Source organism: Streptomyces sp. NPDC006655 (assembly GCF_040703965.1).
Taxonomy (GTDB): domain Bacteria; phylum Actinomycetota; class Actinomycetes; order Streptomycetales; family Streptomycetaceae; genus Streptomyces.
On record NZ_JBEYJU010000093.1, the window covers coordinates 1 to 18,528 of the forward strand.

Here is an 18,528-nt window from a genome sequence, read left to right on the forward strand (position 1 = left end):
CAGCTGTCCGCGGCCACCCCCGAGGACCTGCGGGCCAGCGCGCTGAGTCTGGACACCTCCCTGTCCCAGGCGGTCCGCGCAGCCGCACCGCCCCTCGCATCCGGCCTGTACGCCCTCGCCACGGCGTCCGGCACCCTGATCGCCATGGCTGTGTTCGTGGCCGTTCCGGCCGCGGCGGCGCACCGTATCCCCCACGCCCCCGCGCCGTCCCGGACCCACCGCCGGCAGCAGGACGCCCCGAAGGTGACGCAGATCCTGCGCCGCAGCTGGGCCACCGCGCTGCTGTCCGCCGCCATCATGTTCCTCATCGGCACCGTCGATGTCCTGCTGCCCGCCCGGCTCAAGGACGTCGGTTCGTCCCCCACGCTCGCCGGGCCCGTCCTCGCAGCGTTCGCCGTCACCAGCATCGTCGCGGGGCTCGTCCACGGAGCGCGCACCTGGCCCGGCGGGATGCGTGCCCAGAGCGCCTGCATGCTTCTGCTCATGACCGCGGCCCTGGCCGTCCCCGGCCTGAGCGGCCAACCCCTCACCTACGCGCTCGTCTTCGCCCTCGCCGGCATCCCGTACAGCCCCCTGCTCACCATCCGCAACCTCGCCCTGCGGGAACAACTCCCCCAGACGGCCTGGGCCACCGGGTTCTCCATCCTCTACGCGGCCGCCGGCCTCGGCTACGGCGTCGCCGGTCTGCTGGCCGCGGCTCTCCTCGACACCACGACCACGTCCACCGCATTCCTCGCCTGCACCGCCGCCACCCTCGTCCTCGGCATCGTCGCCCTGGCCGCGGAACGCCCTTCCAGCCCCGCCCCGGCCGCCGAGGACGCCACCGAACGACGGACGTAACAGGCTTCGGCGAGCGCCGCCGAGGCAACGCCAGGACAACGCCAGGGCGGGATCGTCAACCGGCACGCCGGCCGCTGCCTCGCCGATGCCGACGGCAACACGAGACGGACGGCGTCCAGTTGACCATCGTCGCCCGCGCGGGCGGCGTCGGTCAGCGCTGGACGCTGCCGTCGGTGCGAGGGGGTCGGCACCGTCCTGCCGTCACTGACCGGCGGTGCCGCACCGGTAGAGGTTCTGGGCGGTGGTGTCGGCGGTGTGCGTGCCGCCGTAGGCCGAAGCGGGGACAGGGGTGCAGGAAGACTCGACCCAGTGGGTGATCCGGGCCGTGGCCGTGGTCGCCGTGGACCCGCCGCCGCCGAAGAAGGCGCCCATGCCCCGGCCGCCGCCCACCAGGACGTAGTGCAGCTTGCCGGAAGCCACGAGTTGCCGGAACTGCGACTCGGTGGGGAAGGGCACCTGGCCGCTGAACCCGCCGAGCGGTAGGACGTGGGCGCCGGTGCCGAGGATGTACGGGGAGGCTGAGTTCCACCCCGTGGTCGCGAAGACGTACGCGGCCGAACCCTGGTGTGCGGTCGTGTAGCGCAGCAACTTCTGCTGGCCTACGGTGAGTCGGCCGTTGGCCTCCAGACCGCCGAAACCGGCGAAGCCGCCCCGGCCGACGGCTCCAGCCCCCACTCCGGCACGCCTCGAGCCGCTGCCCCAGAGCAGTTCGCCGCGCCGACCGCCGGCCGACGTCACCGAACCGTGGCCGCGGTCCATGCCGGAAGGTCCGACCGCGCCCATGCCGGTGCTGCCGTACGAGGGGTTGAAGACCTGCACCGCCCACGCGCCCGGCGCGATCAGCAGCGCCGCCAGGGCCGCCGCCAGCCCGGCGAGGGCGAGACGGCCGCCGGACGGCGTGCGCACGGAACGGGCCAGCGCCAGCAGGGCGACGGCGGCGAGCCCCAGCACGCCCACCAGGGGGGCCAGCCACGGCAGGAAAGTGGGGAACTGGGAGGCGAGGTACACGCTCCAGGCCGCCGTCGCCGCCACCGCGCCCGGCAGCGCCCAGGCCCGACGGCCGCCGGCCCGGTGGGCGCGCCACATCTGCACGACGCCGCCACCGGTGAGCGCGGCGAGCGGGACCGCGATCACGCCCATGTAGTACGTGTGGCCGCCGACGCTGCCCGCGCTGAAGACCAGGAAGTACATGGCCAGCCAGGTACCCCACAGCAGGAATCCGGCTCGGACGCCGTCGGTGCGCGGGCGGCCCCGGCGCCACAGCAGACCGCAGATGACGGCCGCGGCGCCGATCGGGTAGAGCCACCCGGTCTGCGAGGCCAGGGACGCACCGAACATCTTCGACCAGCCGTTCTGACCGCCACCGGCACCGCCGCCCTGCCGCGCGGCAGCCGCCTGCGCACCCGTGAACCGGCCTTGGGCGGTCCGCGCGCTCCGGGCGTCCTGCGCGCCGACCGTACCGAGGTGGGGGTACGTGCCGGTACCGGACGACGTGCCGAAACGGTGCCGCTGTCCGGTGCCGACCGTGCCGTCGGCGCGGTTCGTGCTCCCGGCGGTGGCCTGCGGTCCGCGGTGGCCGCCTGCGCCGCCCTGCGTGGCGCTCACGCTGCCGGTGGAGGCCGCGCTGATACCGAGCGAGGAGAAGCGGTTCAGGAAGTTGTAGCCGACCACCATGCTGAACGCGGAGTTGTTGGTGGTGCCGTCCACGTAAGGCCGGTCCTTCGCGGGGGTGAGGCTGACGGCGAGCATCCAGGACGCCGACACCGCGGTCATCACCACGGCGGCCACGCCGAGGTGCACCAGCCGCTTGCGCAGCGTGAGGGGCGCCGACACCAGGTAGACCAGGGCGAGCGCGGGAAGCACCACCCACGCCTCCAGCATCTTGGCCTGGAAGCCGACTCCCACCCACACGCCGCAGAGCACCAGCGGGCGCAGCCGGCCGTCCTGGGCGGCACGTTGGGCGGCCGCCGCGGCCAGCAGCATGCACAGGGTGAAGGCCGGGTCCTCGACCGAGGTACGGAAGAGTCCCACCGCCACCGGCGTCAGCAGGAACGCCGTGTCGGCGATCAGCGCCGCGTCGATCCCGGACCACCGGCGCACCAGCCGGTGCAGCACCAGCAGACTCGCCACCCCTTCGACGACCTGAGGAAGCGTCAGCGCCCACGGATGAAATCCGAAGATCCGCGCGGACAGCGCCTGCGGCCAGAGAAATCCCGGCAATTTGTCGAGAGTGATGGAATTACCCGGATCAAAAGAGCCGAAGAAAAAGGCCTTCCAGCTCTCCGTCATACTCCGGGCGGCATTCGCATAGAACGTGTGGTATTGGCTGTGACCGATCCCCCAGGTGTAGAACACGGCGGCGAGCACCGTGATGACCAGCAGCGCAGGACGCGCGTACGCCGGCTGGTCAACGGGGGACCGCCACGGCGCACGACGGCCGACACGCATGAGGACGGTCGGGTCGAGAACAGTCGTAGGCATGCACAGCAGTGTTCGACACAGCGCGGGCCCGCACGGCCCGTGCACCGCGGTTCAAGAGAATTCTCATGAGAATCAGGAGATCCCTTTAACGGATCCTGACGGGACTTCACACTACGAAGAACCGTTCATTGCCTGCCGTATAAAATGCGTGCGTCAGGGTGTCTCCGGGCGCGGCTCCTCCGCCGGTGTGTCGTGTGCCCTGCCCGCGGACTCGGTGTGCGAGAGGGCGGCGAGGAGCTTCAGCTTCTCGTCGCTGTCACTGTCCTTGTCGGGGTAGTACACGACCAGGATGACGTCGTCGACGGGGAGTTTGTCGCGGTGGAGGCGTAGTTCACCGACGACGGGATGGTGGACGGTGGTCGTACCTCCGTCGAGACTGCGGACGTCGTGACGGGCCCACAGGGTACGGAAGCGATGACTGGACAGTGCGAGTTCGCCGACGAGCTCGACGAACCGGGGGTTTTCGGTGTCGTCCCCGACGGTGGTGCGAAGGGCCGCGACGAAGTCGGCGGTGGCTTTCGCCCAGTCCTGGTGGAAGGCCTGTTCCTCGGGGTCAAGGAGGAGAGAACGCAGCCGGTTCTGGCCGGGCCGCAGGCGGGGGGAGAGCGCGACGGCCATGGGGTTGGAGGCCAGCACGTCGAACGCGCGTCCTTCGACGAACGCGGGGATCTGAAGGTGGGCCAGCAGCTCGTGCACCCGCGCCGGTACGTGCTCGGGCCGCTTTCGGCGTGGCTTCCTGGGGCGTGCTGCCGTGAGGCCGAGCAGATACGTCTGTTCGATGTCGTCGAGCCGCAGGACGCGCGCGAGCGATTCGAGGACCTGGGGTGAGGGGTTCCTGTCACGGCCCCGTTCCAGGCGGAGGTAGTAGTCGGGGCTGATTCCGGCGAGCAGGGCGACTTCCTCACGGCGCAGGCCGGGCACGCGGCGGTTGCCGCCGGGCGGGAGTCCTGCCTGCGCCGGGGAGACCAGCTCACGCCGGGCACGAAGATAGCTGCCGAGCCGGTTACCGGATTCCTCGTCCTTCATACCGACACCGTAATCCGGTGCGCGTGTCCCAGCGGGGGCCCTGGCAGGACCAGGGAAGAAGGGGGCTCTCCCCCACCCGGCCGGTGCCGTCGAGGCTGCGTCGTGAAAGAGACAGAGAGCGTCGCTGCGTGCGCCGGGAGCCGGCACGTCGGCGGCGCCCCGGACTGAAGGGAAGACCTCGTGGATCTCTCCAACCGCACCGTTCTCGTCGTCGGCGGAACCTCGGGCATCGGGCGAGAGCTGGCCCGGCGGTTCGCCGCGGCGGGCAGCACCGTGGCCGTCGGCGGCCGCAGCCCGCAGGCACTCTCGGAACTCGCCGAAGAAGGCTTCGGCACGATCGGTGTCGATGTCACCGACAGCGCCTCCGTGGCAGCGGCCCGTGACGCCGCGCTCGCCCGGTACCCCGAGCTGGACACCGTGGTGACGATGTCGGGCGTCATGCTCTTGGAGGACCTGCGCGACCCCGCGCACTTCGAGGCGACGCAGACGACGATCGACACCAACCTGCTCGGCACCATCCGGGTCATCGACGCCTTCACGGAGCACCTGGTCCGGCGGGGTGCAGGCACCTTCATCACCGTCACCTCCGGCATCGCCTTCCTGCCCTTCCCGCCCATGCCCGGCTACGCCGCCTCGAAGGCCGCGGTGCACGCCTACTCCGAGGCGCTGCGCGCGCAACTCGACGGCACCGGTGTCGGCGTCGTCGAGCTCGTCCCCCCGGCCGTCGCCACGACGGGGTACGAGAAGGTGAGCCCGCACGCGTTGCCGCTCGACGACTTCGCCACCGAGGTCATGGACCTGCTCTCGCAGGACCCCACCCCCCACGAGATCCTCGTGAAGGGCGTCCTCATGCACCGCTGGGCCGAACGCGACGGCACCTACGCCGACCTCGTCGCACAGCGCTCCCTGGCCCTGACCATGCTCCCCGGCCGCCAGCGCTGACGCCTCCCTCCCCTGGGGCCCACACGAGCCCGGAGGACGGGGGCAGGAGAGCACTGGAGGGGCTGGTCGAACAGCGAAGTGCCGCCCCACCAGCCCCCGTTGCGACCTGCCAGCCGGGCAGGTCGCCGTAGGCCGTCAGGCATCGGCGGCAGAACTCCGGTTGGCGGGTGAACGCCGGGCCCAGGGAGATGAGCAGCACGTTCTGCGCGTCACCGGACGGGTCCAGTCGGCGGTGCCCGCCGCCGGGTCGAAGCAGGGTCCGACGAAGGTCACCGTGTCGGTGTCGACCCGGTCGGCGTGCGGCTGCATGGCCCGGGTGATCAGGGCCAGGGCCCGTGAGGGCCGGCCGGAAGAAGGCGTCCACGTCGGTGGTGGACGCCCCGCAGTCGGCGAGCCAGCGTGCGAACCTCGCCCGGTAGGCGTCGGCGGCACGCGACTGAGCGATGCCTGGACGGCGTTGGCGAGGAGGAGGTCCATCACGGCGATGGGGTCGTCAGGCCGGTTGTTGTCGGCGGCCGGCAGCACGGACGTGCAGACGACCGGTTCGGCGTCGGTGGCCGTGATCAGGTCGGTGACCACCGGGGTCGTTGGCGTGGGTCACACGGTGGCCGCGGCCCACCAGCTCACGGATGATCTCGAGGCTGGGCAGGACGCGGCTGACGGCAGGGCCACCGACCATCGCGATGTGCGCACGCGGAGGGACTCGGAGCCGTCACGCATGCGGAACCCCCTCAGGAGCGACGACTTTCGGCGACGGCCACGCGGCCTGATCGCAAGGACGCCCTGCCGCGGGCCGGGCTGCCGAGGGACTGTGCGAGGGTGAGGAGGTCGTCGTCCGACAGCACCCACAGGCCGTACTCGGCGAGAAGTGCTGCCATCTGCTGGGGCGTCCACAGCGAACGCCACGGCTCGCCCGCTGTGACGGAGCTGCCCAGTACGCGTGTCAACAGCCGTCCTGCGGCCGCCTTCGCGGACGGCGCCTGGTAGTTGACGACGAGTGCGCCGCCCGGCACCGTCCGGGCGGCGAGGGCGGCCACCGTGGCGCGCACCTCGTCGCGCGTGAGGTACGGGACGACGCCCTCCCACAGCCATGTCGTCGGCGCGGACGGGTCGTGCCCGGCGGCATCCAGCGCCGCACCGAGATCGTCGACAGCGAAATCGACCGGCGTGAACCGCACCGAGCGGGCGACGGGCGGCGGCCCGGCGGCGGGAAGACCGTCCTCATCCGCTCCGCGCAGTGCCGACGCGGCCCCGGTGAGACGGGCGCGCTTGTCCTGCTGGGAGGCCGGATGGTCGACCTCCCACACGTCTGTCCGTGCGAGCTCGGGCAGGCGCCACGCGCGGGTGTCCAGACCGGCGCCGAGAATCACCAGTTGGCCCGTCAGGCGGGCGCGCAGAGCCTCATCGATCGCCACCGTCCGCGGCACGACCACCTCGGCGCACGCCCGCACACTCTCGTACACGGTGCGGGCCTGCCAGCCCTTCGGCGGAGTCCGCGCGCGTACCTCGTCCACGGGCCCGCGCTCCGCGTCGCGCAGCAGCCGTACCGCCACCGGATCCGCGAACCGGCCGGCAACGGCTCTCCCGTCCGCGACCGCCCGCCCCTGACAGACCAGCACCGCCGTCCGGCTCGCCGCACGCCCGCTCTCGCTCATGGAGCCACATTGAACACCACGCCCCGCTCCGCCCCACCTCGGCAAGAAGGGGAGATGGGCTTGCGCATCGCCCTGCCGTGAGCGGGCCGGCGGTGCCGGCGAGTCGATGGACGAGGTGTCCGCCGCGTACCGTCACGGCACTCACGGCACTCACGGCACTCACGGCGGGCAGGTCGGCCTTGGGTACGTCCGAAACTCCCCGGGTTTCACGGCAGACGCTGCCGACGTCGGCGCGGCGCAGGCGGCGGCCACCTCCGCCTGCACCGGCTGCGCGTCGTCGTCGACCTCCCGGGCCGCGGCCGGCGCCGTCCGCGGGTCGTCCCAAGCCCTCTGGGTCGCGAGGTCGTCCGCGGTCGTCACTTCGAGTCGCCGGCGATCGCCGCGGCCGGATCGGTCCTGTCCGGCAGGGCGACGGCGAGGGCCGGGTCGATCGCCTTGATTGCTTCGTTCAGGGCGACGGCCGCGAAGTAGGCGGTGTCCGTGCTGATGTTCACCGCCGAGTAGCCGGAGTAACGCGCCTTGACACCCAAGGCGTTGATGTACGCCATCTGGAAGCGTTCCTGCTGTCCTTCCCAGTCCCGGCTGGTCGAGACCCGCGTGAAGCCACCGCCTCCGGTGGTGTCGCCCGCATACGCCGAGACCTTCTTCGCCGCGGCGAGCACCGACGCCAACGGGCCGTAGCCGCTGAAGTCCGCTCCCGCTGAGGTCACCGTCACGGTGGTCGTGACCGGTGGCAGGCTCGGGTTGGCCGTACTGGTGCCGGTGATGGTCACCGTGCCCGCCCCGCGCGCGATCACGAGCCCGTTCTTGTCGACCATCGCCACGTTCTGGTCGCTCGACCGCCAGGTGATCCGCCGGTCGTAGGCGTTGGCCGGCGACACCGCGGCAGTGAGCTGCAGCCGGTTCGTGCCGGTCACCTTGCCCGTGTCGGCGCTGGTGGACGCCGGCCCGTAGATCGTCGCTTGCGGTGGGCTGAGCAGCTCCAGTCCGGTCGGGACCGTGGACACGTCGGCGACCGTGACGTGCATCGTCTGGCGAACCCCGTCGTCGGACAGGCCGCCGTGCGCGACACCGCGCGCGGTGATCGTCACGTTCGCGACCTTGCCGCCGCCGGTGCCGACCGCTTGGAGCGTCGCCGTCCCGCCGGACCCGGTGACCTTCACGACGTGGCTGTTCGAGGACTTCCACACCACCGTGTCGCCCGGCTTGCCGCCCTCCAGCGCGGCCGTGACGGTGCCGGTGCCCGCGGGGGCCTGGTGGTGTGCGCTGTCGTAGACCAGTGTCGTCGAGTACGTGGACAGCGAGATGCCGGTGACGGTGTGGGCGTGGTCGGTGGTGTCGACCATCACCATGTACCGCTTGCCCTGTTCGGCGTCGAACACGAGCTTGCCCTCCCGCACGTCGTAGTCGACGCGCTCGCCCAGCGTGTTGTCGGCGTTGACCAGCTGGATGACGGGGCGGCCGCCGGTCCACGGGTCGACCAGCGCGATCTTCCCGTCCCGCTTGCTGGTCAGGTCCACGTAGGACACCGCGCCCTGGTCCGCGTCGAACGCGCTCGACACCTCGACGTCGCCCTTCGCGCCCAGCCGCTCGTAGCTCACCGACCAGGTCCGGTCCCAGTTCGGGAACACCGACAGGGTCGTCGGCATCCGGGGCGTGGTGCTGCTCTGCAACAGCATCGCGTTGACGCCTTCCATCGCGCCGACGGTCTCGACCGCGCCACCGCTGCCGTAGTAGGTCAGGTTGCTGGTGCGCACCTTGGCCTTGAGCACCGTCTTGAACTTCGCCAGCAGGTCGGCGGCCGGCCAGCCCGCGTGCGCCGCGATCGGGAACACCTTGGGGAAGCCGTTGTTCTGGCTGCTCCAGCCGGCGAACCCGGTGGCCGCCCAGGAGTTCATGTACGCGAGCGTGTTGCGGACCTTGCCGAGCAGTTCCGGGTCCCCGTCGAGCTGCTGCACGTTCTCGAAGGGGAAGACCACGCCCTCGAGCTCGACCGGCTGGTCGCCCGGCTCGATCATGTCGACGTGCGCCTGGTTCGGCGACTGGTAGTCGGTGGCCGTCAGCGTGGGGACGAAGTCGTCGTTGTTGTTCGCGGAGAAGACGCCCTTGGGCAGCTCGGCCTGCGGGAACGCCGTGTGCTCCGCCAAGTCCCGCCAACGGGCGACGGTGGCCTGGGCTTCGCCCATCTCCCGGGCATGCGCGGAGAGGAACGTCGACAGGTACTTGATGGCGCCGATGTCGAGATCCGGGTTGATGTCGGCGGCGTCGCCCTCGTGGATCGAGGAGCCGATCACCGAGTAGTGGTACTGCCCGTTCCCGTCGTCCTGCTTCAGCACGTAGGAGCTGTAGAAGTCGAGCAGCTGCCTGAGGTACGGATAGAGCACCGTGCGCAGGTACTGATCGTCCAAGGTGTACTCGTAGTACGAGAGCATGTTGATCGCGGCGAAGAAGCCGTTCGACTTCTGGTCCGTGGACCCCGAGCTGAACCCGTAGACCGGCACGGGTGCCTTCGGGTTCAGTGCCGGCTGGTCGCTCGCCAGCAGGTGGAAAGGGGACAACGTCCGTACGTGCACGGCGCCGTCGTGCCCCTGCGCGGCGGCGTTGTTCCGCTGCCACGGCAGGTCGTAGGCGATGACCCGGTTGTACGGCACTTCGGTGTCGATGCGGTTGCTCGAACCCGCCGCGTAGTACTGCGCCTGCTGGTTGTAGTTGAGGAAGTACCGGCCACCCCAGCCCACGTTGTCGGCGGGCACCCACTCGCCGTACATCGAGCCCGGCAGATTCTGCGGATTCACCTTGCCGTTGGCGCTCGTCGGCCGGTTGGAGCTGCCGAGCACGTACAGCGATCCATAGTAGTACTGGGCGACCTCCGGATCGGTGAACTGGACGTAGCTGCGCAGCCAGTAGTCCTTCCACCATGCCCGGTGCTCAGCCTTGAGCCGGTCGACGGCGCCCTGCGACGCGTACGCGCGCACCCCGTCCACGGCGTCCTTCTGGACGTCCGAGACGCTCTTGATCGTGTTGTAGTCGCCGCTGCTGCTGCTCAGGTAGGTGACCAGGGACGTGGTCGCGCCCGGCGCGACGGTGACGTTCCCGGACTCGCCCAGCGAGTTGTAGTACTTGCCCTTGTTGCTGTCGTAGTAGTCGTTCGCTTCGATCTGCTCACGCGGGTTCGCGAGCTCGGAGCCGACGACGGTCGTCGCGGTCGCCATCCGGCTGCGATAGCCGCTCGTGTTGGTGGTGGTGCTGTCCCGCGTCGTCCACAGGACGGGACCGGCCTGCGAGGATTCCACTCCTCCGGTGTACGGGTAGGTCTTCTGCGCGTCGGTGAGGTCGGTCGCGCTGGAGTTCGCGTACGCCATCGCCGGGACCCACTGCTTGATCCTGAGCGTCACCGGCCCGGTGCCGTTGTTGCGGATCTCGGTGACGAAGACGTTCGCGGTGTCGGCGGTCCACGAGTCCAGTTGGAGCGGCGCGTCGGCACCTTGGTCGTCCTTGAGCTCCATGTCCGTGGTGACCTGGGCGTTGAGGATGTCCTGCTTCATCGAGAACGCGCTCGCCGCGTCGGTACCCGCCGCGCCGGTCGGCCAGACGTCCAGCCCGCCGCCGGACAGGATGCCCGCGTTGTCCTTGACCGAGCTGCCCTGCGCGTGCAGCGTGCCCCAGAAGTCGTTCTTGCCGAAGTAGAGCTGCTGCGCGGTGTCGGACACGCCCGCGGCGACGGCGCCGATGTCGCCGTTGCCCATGAGCTGGCCGGTCGTGTAGCTGCCCTTGTCCACGTCGCCGATCTTCAGTGGCGACGTCACCGAACCGGAGATGCCGGACAGGATCTTCTGGAGCTGGGTCCAGTCGTCCTGGCGGAGGTGGTCGAGTACCGCCTGCGGCACCGTGAAACCGTGGTGGACGGACGGCCCGACGTCCGCGGCCACCGCGGGGGCGGTCGTGAGAGCCCCGACCATCGCGAGCGCGGGTATGACCGCTAGATGACGTCTCACATCAGCTCCCCTTGGCCATCGACACTTCACGAGCGGCGGCTACCGATGTCTGCTACGAGGCCGTAAGCCGAGAGTATGCGGAGGAGATCCGATGTCCGTCAACGATTCGAGCCTTGATACGCGGCAGTTGACTCTTTCAGTTGAGGTGATCTGACTAGTGCTCCGATGTATATGGCCTTGTGGCGGTCACAACGGGCTTGCTGCTCGCTGCACCCGAACCCGGCTTTTCACCCTGCTCCGAGCGTGACGGGTCCCAGATCGGAAGGCAGGCGGCCGGCAGCGATCGCCACAGCCTCTTCCGCTGTCGCCGCCTCGGCAAGGCCCTCACCCATCATGTTGGTACTGACGGCAAACGGCTTCTGCCGGTGGGCGGCCAGACAGAGCCGAACAACAGTGAGTCGCGGACGGGTGCTGGTGGAGAACCGCAGGGTCCAGTGACTGGTGAAGGGGTAGAGCCTCCGCAGTGCCGGCTCGGCATACGCCGCCTCGATGAGCGCGCGGTACTCGGGCCAGTCCACTTCGCTGGCCTCGGTGAGCAGGTGCTGCCACTCTGATTCCGTCAGTCGCGCCGGATCGTGGTCCGCCACCTCGAAGCGACCGGTGAGGTGCACGAACGGAGCGACCTCCCGGACGGCAGTCAACTGCTCACCGCGGTGCCAGGCATGTGCAGCCTGCACGATCTGGGCCAGCTCCTCTGTATCTCCTTCGACAAGGGGCAGGTCCTGGAACGACTCGCACCCGCGGATCGACCAACGCCGTTCGACCGCCCAGGCGTTGATGGCCATAACAGTCCGGCGCGAAGCCGCGCTCGTGACCGAAGCAGCTCGCAGTGGGTCGGCTTCGGAGACCGTGAACGACACGGAAAGGCCGTCTCTGTCGGCCACCGCCTGAAGTGCAGCGGCAAGGCTGCCTTCAGTCGCGATGTCGGGATACAGAGCGGCGGGATCCTGGGTCGCGGCCATACGTCACGATACAAGCCAGGATGCGAGCGTTGGGGAACAGCCGCGAAGGGATGGTCGGAGGCCGGCGTGACACGGCAGGATGCCCCGTATGGCATTGCCCACGCCCGAGTTGCACACTCCGCGCCTGCGACTGCGGCCGTTCACCGACGCCGACGCGGCGCCGCTCTACGCCCTGCACAGCAACGCCCACGTGCTGCGCTACTGGGACTCCCCGCCGTGGACCGAACCTGCCCGCGCCCAGCGCTTCCTCTCGACCTGTCGGACGATCGAAGCGGAAGGCACCGGAGCGCGGGTGGCCGTCGACCGCGTCCGTGACGGCGCGTTCCTCGGCTGGTGCGGCCTGGTCGGCTGGAACCCGGACTTCCGCAGCGCTTCCCTGGGCTACGTCTTCGACGTCACCGCATGGGGCCACGGCTACGCCACGGAGACCGCGCACGCCGTCCTGCGGTGGGCGTTCGACACCCTGGACCTGAACCGCGTCCAGGCCGAGACAGACACCCGCAACGCGGCTTCCGCCCGGGTCCTGGAGAAGCTCGGCTTCGTCCACGAAGGCACCCTCCGCGAGAACTGCGTCGTCAACGGCGACGTCTCCGACTCCTGGGTCTTCGGCCTCCTCCGCCGCGAGTGGCCCCCGACAGCAACGCCGCCGGCCGGCCGCTGGACCCGCTGCGTTCGATCGCGGGAGCGCGGATTCGGGTGAGCCCCTGGCCCGTCCGGACGACGTGGCACACTGGCGGCTCGGGCAGCGGTGAGCGGGAGGTCATCCGATTGGGTCTGGAGATCGAGAGCAGGCCGTCGGAGCTTCCGTACATCGAGCGGGTATGGCGCAGCCGCAGCGACGAAGTGGGCCGGATGACGTCGATCGCGGCATCGCACTGGGAGCTCGTCTTCTGGGAGCACCACGGCCAGGTCCAGGCGGCCGTCCTGGGTCCAGAACCCAAGGCACGCCTGGCCCCCGTCCCCGAGAACGCCACGTTCTTCGGCATCAGCTTCGCCCTCGGCACCTCGATGCCGCACGTCCCGATCAGCCGGCTCGTGGGCGGCAGCGCGGAGATACCCGACGTGACGCGGCGCTCCGTCTGGCTGAAGGGCTCGGCCTGGCACCCGCCCGATTACGACAACGCGGAGGCGTTCGTGCGGCGCATGGTGCGCGAGGGCATCGTGGACCGCGACCCGATCGTGCCCGCCGTGCTCGACGGCGCCGCACCCGATGTGTCGGAACGCACGCTCCAGCGCCGCTTCGTCGCGGCGACGGGTCTCACGCGGGGCGCCATCCGGCAGATCCAGCGCGCCCGCGAGGCGGCGGTACTGATCCAGGACGGTGTGTCGGCCCAGGACGTCGTGCACCGGCTGGGCTACTTCGACCAGCCGCATCTGGCGCGGTCCTTGACCCGGTACATCGGCCGTACGGCCACTCGGCTGAGCTCTCCGGACAGGACGGAGCCCCTGTCGCTTCTGTACAAGACCTCGACCACGACGCCCGCGTAGTTTTCCTGACGTAGCCGACGGGATCGGCTCGTCCCGGCCACCGGAGCATCCCGGCCGGGACGGGCGGACGACCCCGAACTCATCACGGAGGAATCATGCGCAAGGTCGTTTCAGGTCTGTTCGTCTCCCTCGACGGCGTCGTCCAGTCGCCGAACGAGTGGCAGTTCGCCTTCGACGAGGAAATGGGCGCGGCACTGGGGAGGACGCTGGAGACGGCCGACACGATTCTGCTGGGCCGGGTGACCTTCACCGAGTGGGCCGGATACTGGCCGACGGTGACCAGCGGTGAGGACGCCGGTTTCGCCAAGTGGATCAACGATTCGCCCAAGTACGTCGTCTCCTCCACCCTCGACAGCGTCGATGACTGGGCGAACAGCACGCTCGTCAACGGCGATCTGGCGGCCGCGATCGAGGAGCTCAAGGCGGGAGAGGGCAAGGACATCACCGTCGCGGGCAGCCCGACACTGGTACGTTCGCTGCTGGAGCAGGACCTGCTGGACGAACTGGTCCTGCTGATCCACCCGGTGGTGGCCGGCGAGGGCCGCAAGAAGCTGTTCGCCGACGATGCCGCCCTGCGGAAGTTGGAGCTGGTGAGCGCCCAGCCGACCAGCAGCGGAGTGATCATCGCGACCTACCGTCCGGCGCACTGACCACTGCTCGGCGCGGGCTCGCTCCAGGGAGGCCGACCGCGTGCTCGTGGGGAGCGGAACCCAAGCGTCCCAACAGGGCTGAGCGGGCGGCGCACCAGCTGATCAGCGCCCCGAAGCGGCTGCCCGTCGGATGAGCGCCGTCGCACCACCGCTGGTCCACCGCAGAGCAGGCCGCCCCCGAGGGGCCCGTACGGCCCGAGCCGTACGGGCCCCTCGGGTCTGCCCGGCCGGCGCACGTTTATGTCATGGGCATTGCAATTACGTGGCACGCCGCCGGGAAGTCTGGCGGAGGACATGATCGCCGTCCAACAATCTCCTGGTCGTTCATGGCCGTCAGAAAGCAAAAGACTCATGCCCAGATCCGGCACACCCCGGCCGGTCCCGTACGCGGCCACCACCGCCGCAACACGATCCTCCGGCAGTAAGGCGGGCATGTGATCCGTCATGTGACACGCAGGGCCGCGGGATGGCTGGCCATGATCGTCGTCGCCACCAACGTGACGTACCTGCTGGCTGCGTGGTTTCTCGACCCGAGGTCCAACTACCGCGGGCTGCGGCCCGTCCGCACGGAGGACCAGATCGACCGCGCCCTGGCGCCGTACAACCTGGACCCACGGGTCCCGTTGCCCGACCGGTGGTGGCACTGGTTCACCGATGTGGTCCTGCACTTCGACTGGGGGAAGTCCCCGGTCGGGGCACCGGTCAACTCCGAGATCGGCTTCCGGGTCGTGGTCAGTGGCCAACTGGTCACCGCGGCCACGCTGTTGTCGGTGGTGGCCGGCGTGGCGCTCAGCGTGTTCACCGCCTCCCGGCAGTACGGCTGGTGGGACCGCATCAGCCAGCTCGTCTCGGTCTTCCTGTTCAACGTACCGACGGCCGTCGCGGCACTGGCGGTCGTCCTGGCCGGCATCTGGCTGAACCAGCATCTCGGGTGGCGCTTCCTGTACGTCGCCGGCGAGAAGTCCCCTACCGTCAGCGGTCCCTGGCCGACCGTCGCCGACCGGTTCCAGCACCTCGTCCTGCCGACGCTGAGCCTGACGCTGCTCGGCTACGTCGGCTACCACCTGACCCAGCGCTCGCTGCTGCTGGACAGCATCGACTCGGACTACGTGCGCACCGCCCGCGCCACCGGACTGACACGCGCCCAGGCGATCCGCCGGCACGCGCTGCGCGCCTCGCTGATCCCGACCGCCACCTCAGTGGCCTTCAGCATCCCGGCGATCTTCACCGGCGCGGTGATCACGGAGACGGTCTTCGGGTGGAACGGCATGGGCCAGTACTTCGTCCAGACCATCGCGAAGAACGACGTGCACGGCGCCGTCGCCGTCGCGGCCTTCGGAGCCGCCATGACGGCGATCGGCGCGGTCCTGGCCGACGTCGCGGTCGTCCTGCTCGACCCCCGGGTCCGGGTGAGCTGACATGACGACCACGGTGACGCCCCTGCCCGAGCCGTCCGGCCCCCGTACGGTGGACCGCGCCACCGCGCCCGGTACCGGCGGCGGACGTCTGTACCTGCGGAGGTTCGCCCGCAACCGCCCGGCCCTGCTGGGCGTCGCGCTCTTCGCCCTGCTGGTCCTGTTCAGCGCGTTCGGCGGCCTGTTCACGCACTTCGCCTACACCGACGTGGACTTCACGGCGCTCACCCGACCGCCCGGCGGGACGCACTACTTCGGCACCAACCAGGGTGGCAACGATGTCTACGCCGAGGCCGTGCACGGCCTCCAGCGCTCCCTGGTGATCGCGGTCAGTGTCTCCGTGCTGACGATCGCGCTCGCCGCCGTGATCGGCGCGGGGGCGGCCTACTTCGGCGGACGCGTCGAGAAACTGACTCTGATGGTCATCCACTTCCTGCTCGTCGTGCCGTCGTTCCTCATCCTGGCCCTGGTCTCGCACCACCTCGCCGGTGACTGGCGCGTGCTGATCCTGGTCCTCACCGTGTTCGGCTGGATGTCCACGGCACGGGTCGTCTGGTCGGTCTCCACCTCGCTGCGCGAGAGGGACTACGTCCTGGCCGCGGAGTTCATGGGGGTGCGGCCCTGGCGGATCGTCCTGCGGCACATCATCCCCAACCTCGGTTCCCTGCTCGTCGTCAACCTCACCCTGGGAGTGGTCGCCACCGTGCTCAGTGAGACCGCCCTGTCCTTCCTGGGCTTCGGAGTCCAGCCCCCGGACGTGTCGCTGGGCACGATGCTCGCCGACGGCTCCGGCACGATCACCAGCGCACCGTGGCTGTTCGGCTACCCGGCCGCCCTGGTGGTGCTGCTGACGGTGTCCATGACCCTCATCGGGGACGGGCTGCGGGACGCACTCGACCCGACGTCCGTCACCGGCGCCGCGGGAGGCCGGCGATGACGCTGACGGCCCCGGGCACGCATCCGCAAGCGGAACCCACCACGCCGGCGCCGGTGTTGTCCGTGCGGGACCTGAACGTCTCTTTCCCCTCCGAAGCCGGTCCGGTACGAGCCGTACGGGACGTGAGCTTCGACGTCCGCCCCGGGCGCACGCTCGGCATCGTGGGCGAGTCGGGGTCGGGCAAGTCCGCGACGGCGATGGGCATCATGGGACTGCTGCCCGGGTCCGCGAGCGTTTCGGGCCGGGTGCTGCTGGGCGGCCGCGACCTGGTCGGGCTCGACGACCGCCGGCTGTCCGCCGTGCGCGGCAACGACATCGGCATGGTCTTCCAGGATCCGCTGTCCGCGCTGACCCCCATCTTCTCCGTCGGCCGGCAGCTGTCCGACGCTCTGCGCGTCCACCAGAAGCTCACCAAGCAGGCCGCGTGGAACCGGGCCGTCGAACTCCTCGACCTGGTCGGCATCCCGGACCCGCGGCGCAACGCGCGGTCGTTCCCGCACGAGTTCTCCGGCGGCATGCGCCAACGCGTGGTCATCGCCCTCGCGATGGCGAACTCGCCGTCGGTCATCGTCGCCGACGAGCCGACCACCGCCCTCGACGTCACGGTGCAGGCACAGATCCTCGGTGTCCTACGGACGGCGCAGGCCGAGACCGGCGCGGCCCTGGTGCTGATCACCCACGATCTCGGGGTGGTCGCCGGATACGCCGACGACGTCGCCGTGATGTACGCGGGCCGGATCGTGGAACAGGCGACCGCCCGGGAGCTGTTCGCGCGGCCGACCATGCCCTACACCATCGGACTGCTGGGGGCGGTCCCCCGACCCGAGGCGCGGGCGGACCGCCCGCTGGTGCCGATCGCGGGCGAACCACCGTCCCTGGTCGGGCTCGCGGCAGGGTGCTCCTTCGCGGACCGCTGTCCCGCCGCCGTCGGGCCCTGCCGCACGGACGAACCGGAACTGATCACGATCCCCGGACACGGTCAGGTGGCCTGCCTGCGCGCCGACGAGATCGCCGACGGCACGTTGGCAGCCGACTCGCTCTTCCCGCAGGCGGCAGAGGCCGAAGGGCGGGCCGCCCCCGGCCCGGGCGCCGGTGCCGAGACGGTGCTGCGGGTCGCGGGCCTGACCAAGACGTTCCCGCTCACCAAGGGAGCCCTCCTCAGACGCCGGGTCGGGACGCTGCACGCGGTCAGCGACGTCAGCTTCGAACTGCGGGCCGGCGAGACCCTCGGTCTGGTCGGCGAGTCCGGAAGCGGAAAGACCACCACCCTGCTGGAGATCATGCGGCTCGGGCGACCCGAGCACGGTCTGATCGACATCGCGGGCACGAACGTCGCCGCCCCGGCCTCCGCCGACCAGAGGCGGAGGCTGCGGCGCGCCGTGCAGATCGTCATGCAGGATCCCATGGGATCGCTCGACCCGCGCCTGCCCGTCTTCCAGCTCCTCGCCGAACCGCTCCAGGCGGTGGGCGCGGACCGGCCGACGATCCGGACCCGGGTCAGCGAACTCCTCTCCCTGGTAGGACTGGACGCCTCGGTGGCGGACCGCTTCCCAGCGGCCCTGTCCGGCGGACAGCGTCAACGCGTGGGCATCGCACGGGCGTTGGCGACCGAGCCGCGGATCGTGATCCTGGACGAACCCGTGTCCGCCCTCGACGTCTCCGTGCAGGCCGGCGTCATCAACCTGCTCACCCGGCTGAAGCGCGAACTGGGGCTGGCGTACCTGATCGTCGCGCACGACCTCGCGGTGATGCGCCACGTGTCCGACCGCATCGCGGTGATGTACCTGGGGCACATCGTGGAGACCGCCGGCACCGAGGAGCTCTTCGCCGACGCCCAGCACCCCTACACGCAGGCGCTGCTGTCCGCGATCCCGGTACCCGATCCGCAACGGGAACGCACCCGCGAGCACATCGTGCTGGAGGGTGAGCAGCCCAGCGCGTCGCGCCTGCCGCAGGGGTGCGTCTTCGTCGACCGCTGTCCGCTCCACCGGCTGCTCGACGACGGACTGCGGCAGCGGTGTCGTACCGAGCGTCCCGCCCTGCACCCCGCGGGATCCGGCGCCGGCCACCGCTCCGCCTGCCACGCCCGCTGACCGCCCTCCCGGCCTCTGTTCCGCAGCGCCGCCGCGCCGTGCGG

At 70.4% G+C, this 18,528-nt stretch carries 13 protein-coding genes and 1 pseudogene; 8 read left to right on the top strand and 6 right to left on the bottom strand.

The window, feature by feature from the left end; all coding sequences use genetic code 11:
• Positions 1–840, top strand: an 840-nt coding sequence (locus tag AB0958_RS35685; protein WP_366894626.1) for an MFS transporter, incomplete at its 5' end; no start/stop codon positions are given.
• Between the two features lie 201 nt (positions 841–1,041).
• Here the strand turns inward: AB0958_RS35685 and AB0958_RS35690 are convergent.
• On the bottom strand, positions 1,042–3,060 hold the full coding sequence (locus tag AB0958_RS35690) for a glycosyltransferase family 39 protein (RefSeq protein ID WP_366894627.1): 2,019 nt from the start codon (positions 3,058–3,060) through the stop codon (positions 1,042–1,044).
• A gap of 414 nt (positions 3,061–3,474) precedes the next feature.
• Positions 3,475–4,347: a helix-turn-helix transcriptional regulator gene (locus tag AB0958_RS35695; protein ID WP_366894628.1), complete on the bottom strand. Its 873-nt coding sequence runs from the start codon at positions 4,345–4,347 to the stop codon at positions 3,475–3,477.
• Positions 4,348–4,527: 180 nt separating this feature from the next.
• Between AB0958_RS35695 and AB0958_RS35700 the strand changes: the two genes are divergently transcribed.
• Positions 4,528–5,289 carry an SDR family NAD(P)-dependent oxidoreductase gene (locus AB0958_RS35700; RefSeq protein ID WP_366894629.1) on the top strand — a complete coding sequence of 254 codons (762 nt, stop codon included), beginning with the start codon at positions 4,528–4,530 and terminating at the stop codon, positions 5,287–5,289.
• 103 nt (positions 5,290–5,392) lie between these two features.
• On the opposite strand, the pseudogene AB0958_RS35705 reads toward AB0958_RS35700, so the two are convergent.
• The 4 genes and pseudogenes from AB0958_RS35705 to AB0958_RS35720 form a co-directional block, all read right to left on the bottom strand.
• Positions 5,393–5,968 (bottom strand): annotated as a pseudogene (locus AB0958_RS35705) (glycosyl transferase); the annotation flags it as partial.
• 52 nt (positions 5,969–6,020) lie between these two features.
• The gene (locus AB0958_RS35710; RefSeq protein WP_366894630.1) at positions 6,021–6,944 is read right to left on the bottom strand and encodes a class I SAM-dependent methyltransferase; all 924 of its coding nucleotides are present in this window, start codon (positions 6,942–6,944) and stop codon (positions 6,021–6,023) included.
• Positions 6,945–7,300: 356 nt separating this feature from the next.
• Complete coding sequence (locus AB0958_RS35715; RefSeq protein ID WP_366894631.1) at positions 7,301–10,939, bottom strand: Ig-like domain-containing protein; 3,639 nt, start codon at positions 10,937–10,939, stop codon at positions 7,301–7,303.
• A gap of 227 nt (positions 10,940–11,166) precedes the next feature.
• Positions 11,167–11,901, bottom strand: a complete 735-nt coding sequence (locus AB0958_RS35720) for a DUF6193 family natural product biosynthesis protein (RefSeq protein ID WP_366894632.1) — start codon at positions 11,899–11,901, stop codon at positions 11,167–11,169.
• Positions 11,902–11,989: 88 nt separating this feature from the next.
• Between AB0958_RS35720 and AB0958_RS35725 the strand changes: the two genes are divergently transcribed.
• The 6 genes from AB0958_RS35725 (at position 11,990) to AB0958_RS35750 (ending at position 18,484) form a co-directional block, all read left to right on the top strand.
• Complete coding sequence (locus AB0958_RS35725) at positions 11,990–12,601, top strand: GNAT family protein (RefSeq protein ID WP_366894633.1); 612 nt, start codon at positions 11,990–11,992, stop codon at positions 12,599–12,601.
• A gap of 68 nt (positions 12,602–12,669) precedes the next feature.
• Positions 12,670–13,389 carry a helix-turn-helix domain-containing protein gene (locus AB0958_RS35730; RefSeq protein ID WP_366894634.1) on the top strand — a complete coding sequence of 240 codons (720 nt, stop codon included), beginning with the start codon at positions 12,670–12,672 and terminating at the stop codon, positions 13,387–13,389.
• Between the two features lie 95 nt (positions 13,390–13,484).
• Complete coding sequence (locus tag AB0958_RS35735) at positions 13,485–14,039, top strand: dihydrofolate reductase family protein (RefSeq protein ID WP_366894635.1); 555 nt, start codon at positions 13,485–13,487, stop codon at positions 14,037–14,039.
• 434 nt (positions 14,040–14,473) lie between these two features.
• The gene (locus AB0958_RS35740; RefSeq protein WP_366894636.1) at positions 14,474–15,457 is read left to right on the top strand and encodes an ABC transporter permease; all 984 of its coding nucleotides are present in this window, start codon (positions 14,474–14,476) and stop codon (positions 15,455–15,457) included.
• Between the two features lies 1 nt (position 15,458).
• Positions 15,459–16,391 carry an ABC transporter permease gene (locus AB0958_RS35745; protein ID WP_366894637.1) on the top strand — a complete coding sequence of 311 codons (933 nt, stop codon included), beginning with the start codon at positions 15,459–15,461 and terminating at the stop codon, positions 16,389–16,391.
• Positions 16,388–18,484 (top strand): ABC transporter ATP-binding protein, encoded by a 2,097-nt coding sequence (locus AB0958_RS35750; RefSeq protein WP_366894638.1) that lies wholly within the window; start codon positions 16,388–16,390, stop codon positions 18,482–18,484. The genes AB0958_RS35745 and AB0958_RS35750 overlap by 4 nt, the downstream gene beginning before the upstream one ends.
• Positions 18,485–18,528: the final 44 nt, after the last annotated feature.

Excerpts from the sequence above, each read along its gene's own strand:
- AB0958_RS35725 (WP_366894633.1), top strand. The coding sequence starts at position 11,990 with ATGGCATTGCCCACGCCCGAGTTGCACACTCCGCGCCTGCGACTGCGG.
- AB0958_RS35745 (WP_366894637.1), top strand. The coding sequence starts at position 15,459 with ATGACGACCACGGTGACGCCCCTGCCCGAGCCGTCCGGCCCCCGTACG.
- AB0958_RS35720 (WP_366894632.1), bottom strand. The coding sequence starts at position 11,901 with ATGGCCGCGACCCAGGATCCCGCCGCTCTGTATCCCGACATCGCGACT.
- AB0958_RS35695 (WP_366894628.1), bottom strand. The coding sequence starts at position 4,347 with ATGAAGGACGAGGAATCCGGTAACCGGCTCGGCAGCTATCTTCGTGCC.
- AB0958_RS35750 (WP_366894638.1), top strand. The coding sequence starts at position 16,388 with ATGACGCTGACGGCCCCGGGCACGCATCCGCAAGCGGAACCCACCACG.
- AB0958_RS35735 (WP_366894635.1), top strand. The coding sequence starts at position 13,485 with ATGCGCAAGGTCGTTTCAGGTCTGTTCGTCTCCCTCGACGGCGTCGTC.
- AB0958_RS35710 (WP_366894630.1), bottom strand. The coding sequence starts at position 6,944 with ATGAGCGAGAGCGGGCGTGCGGCGAGCCGGACGGCGGTGCTGGTCTGT.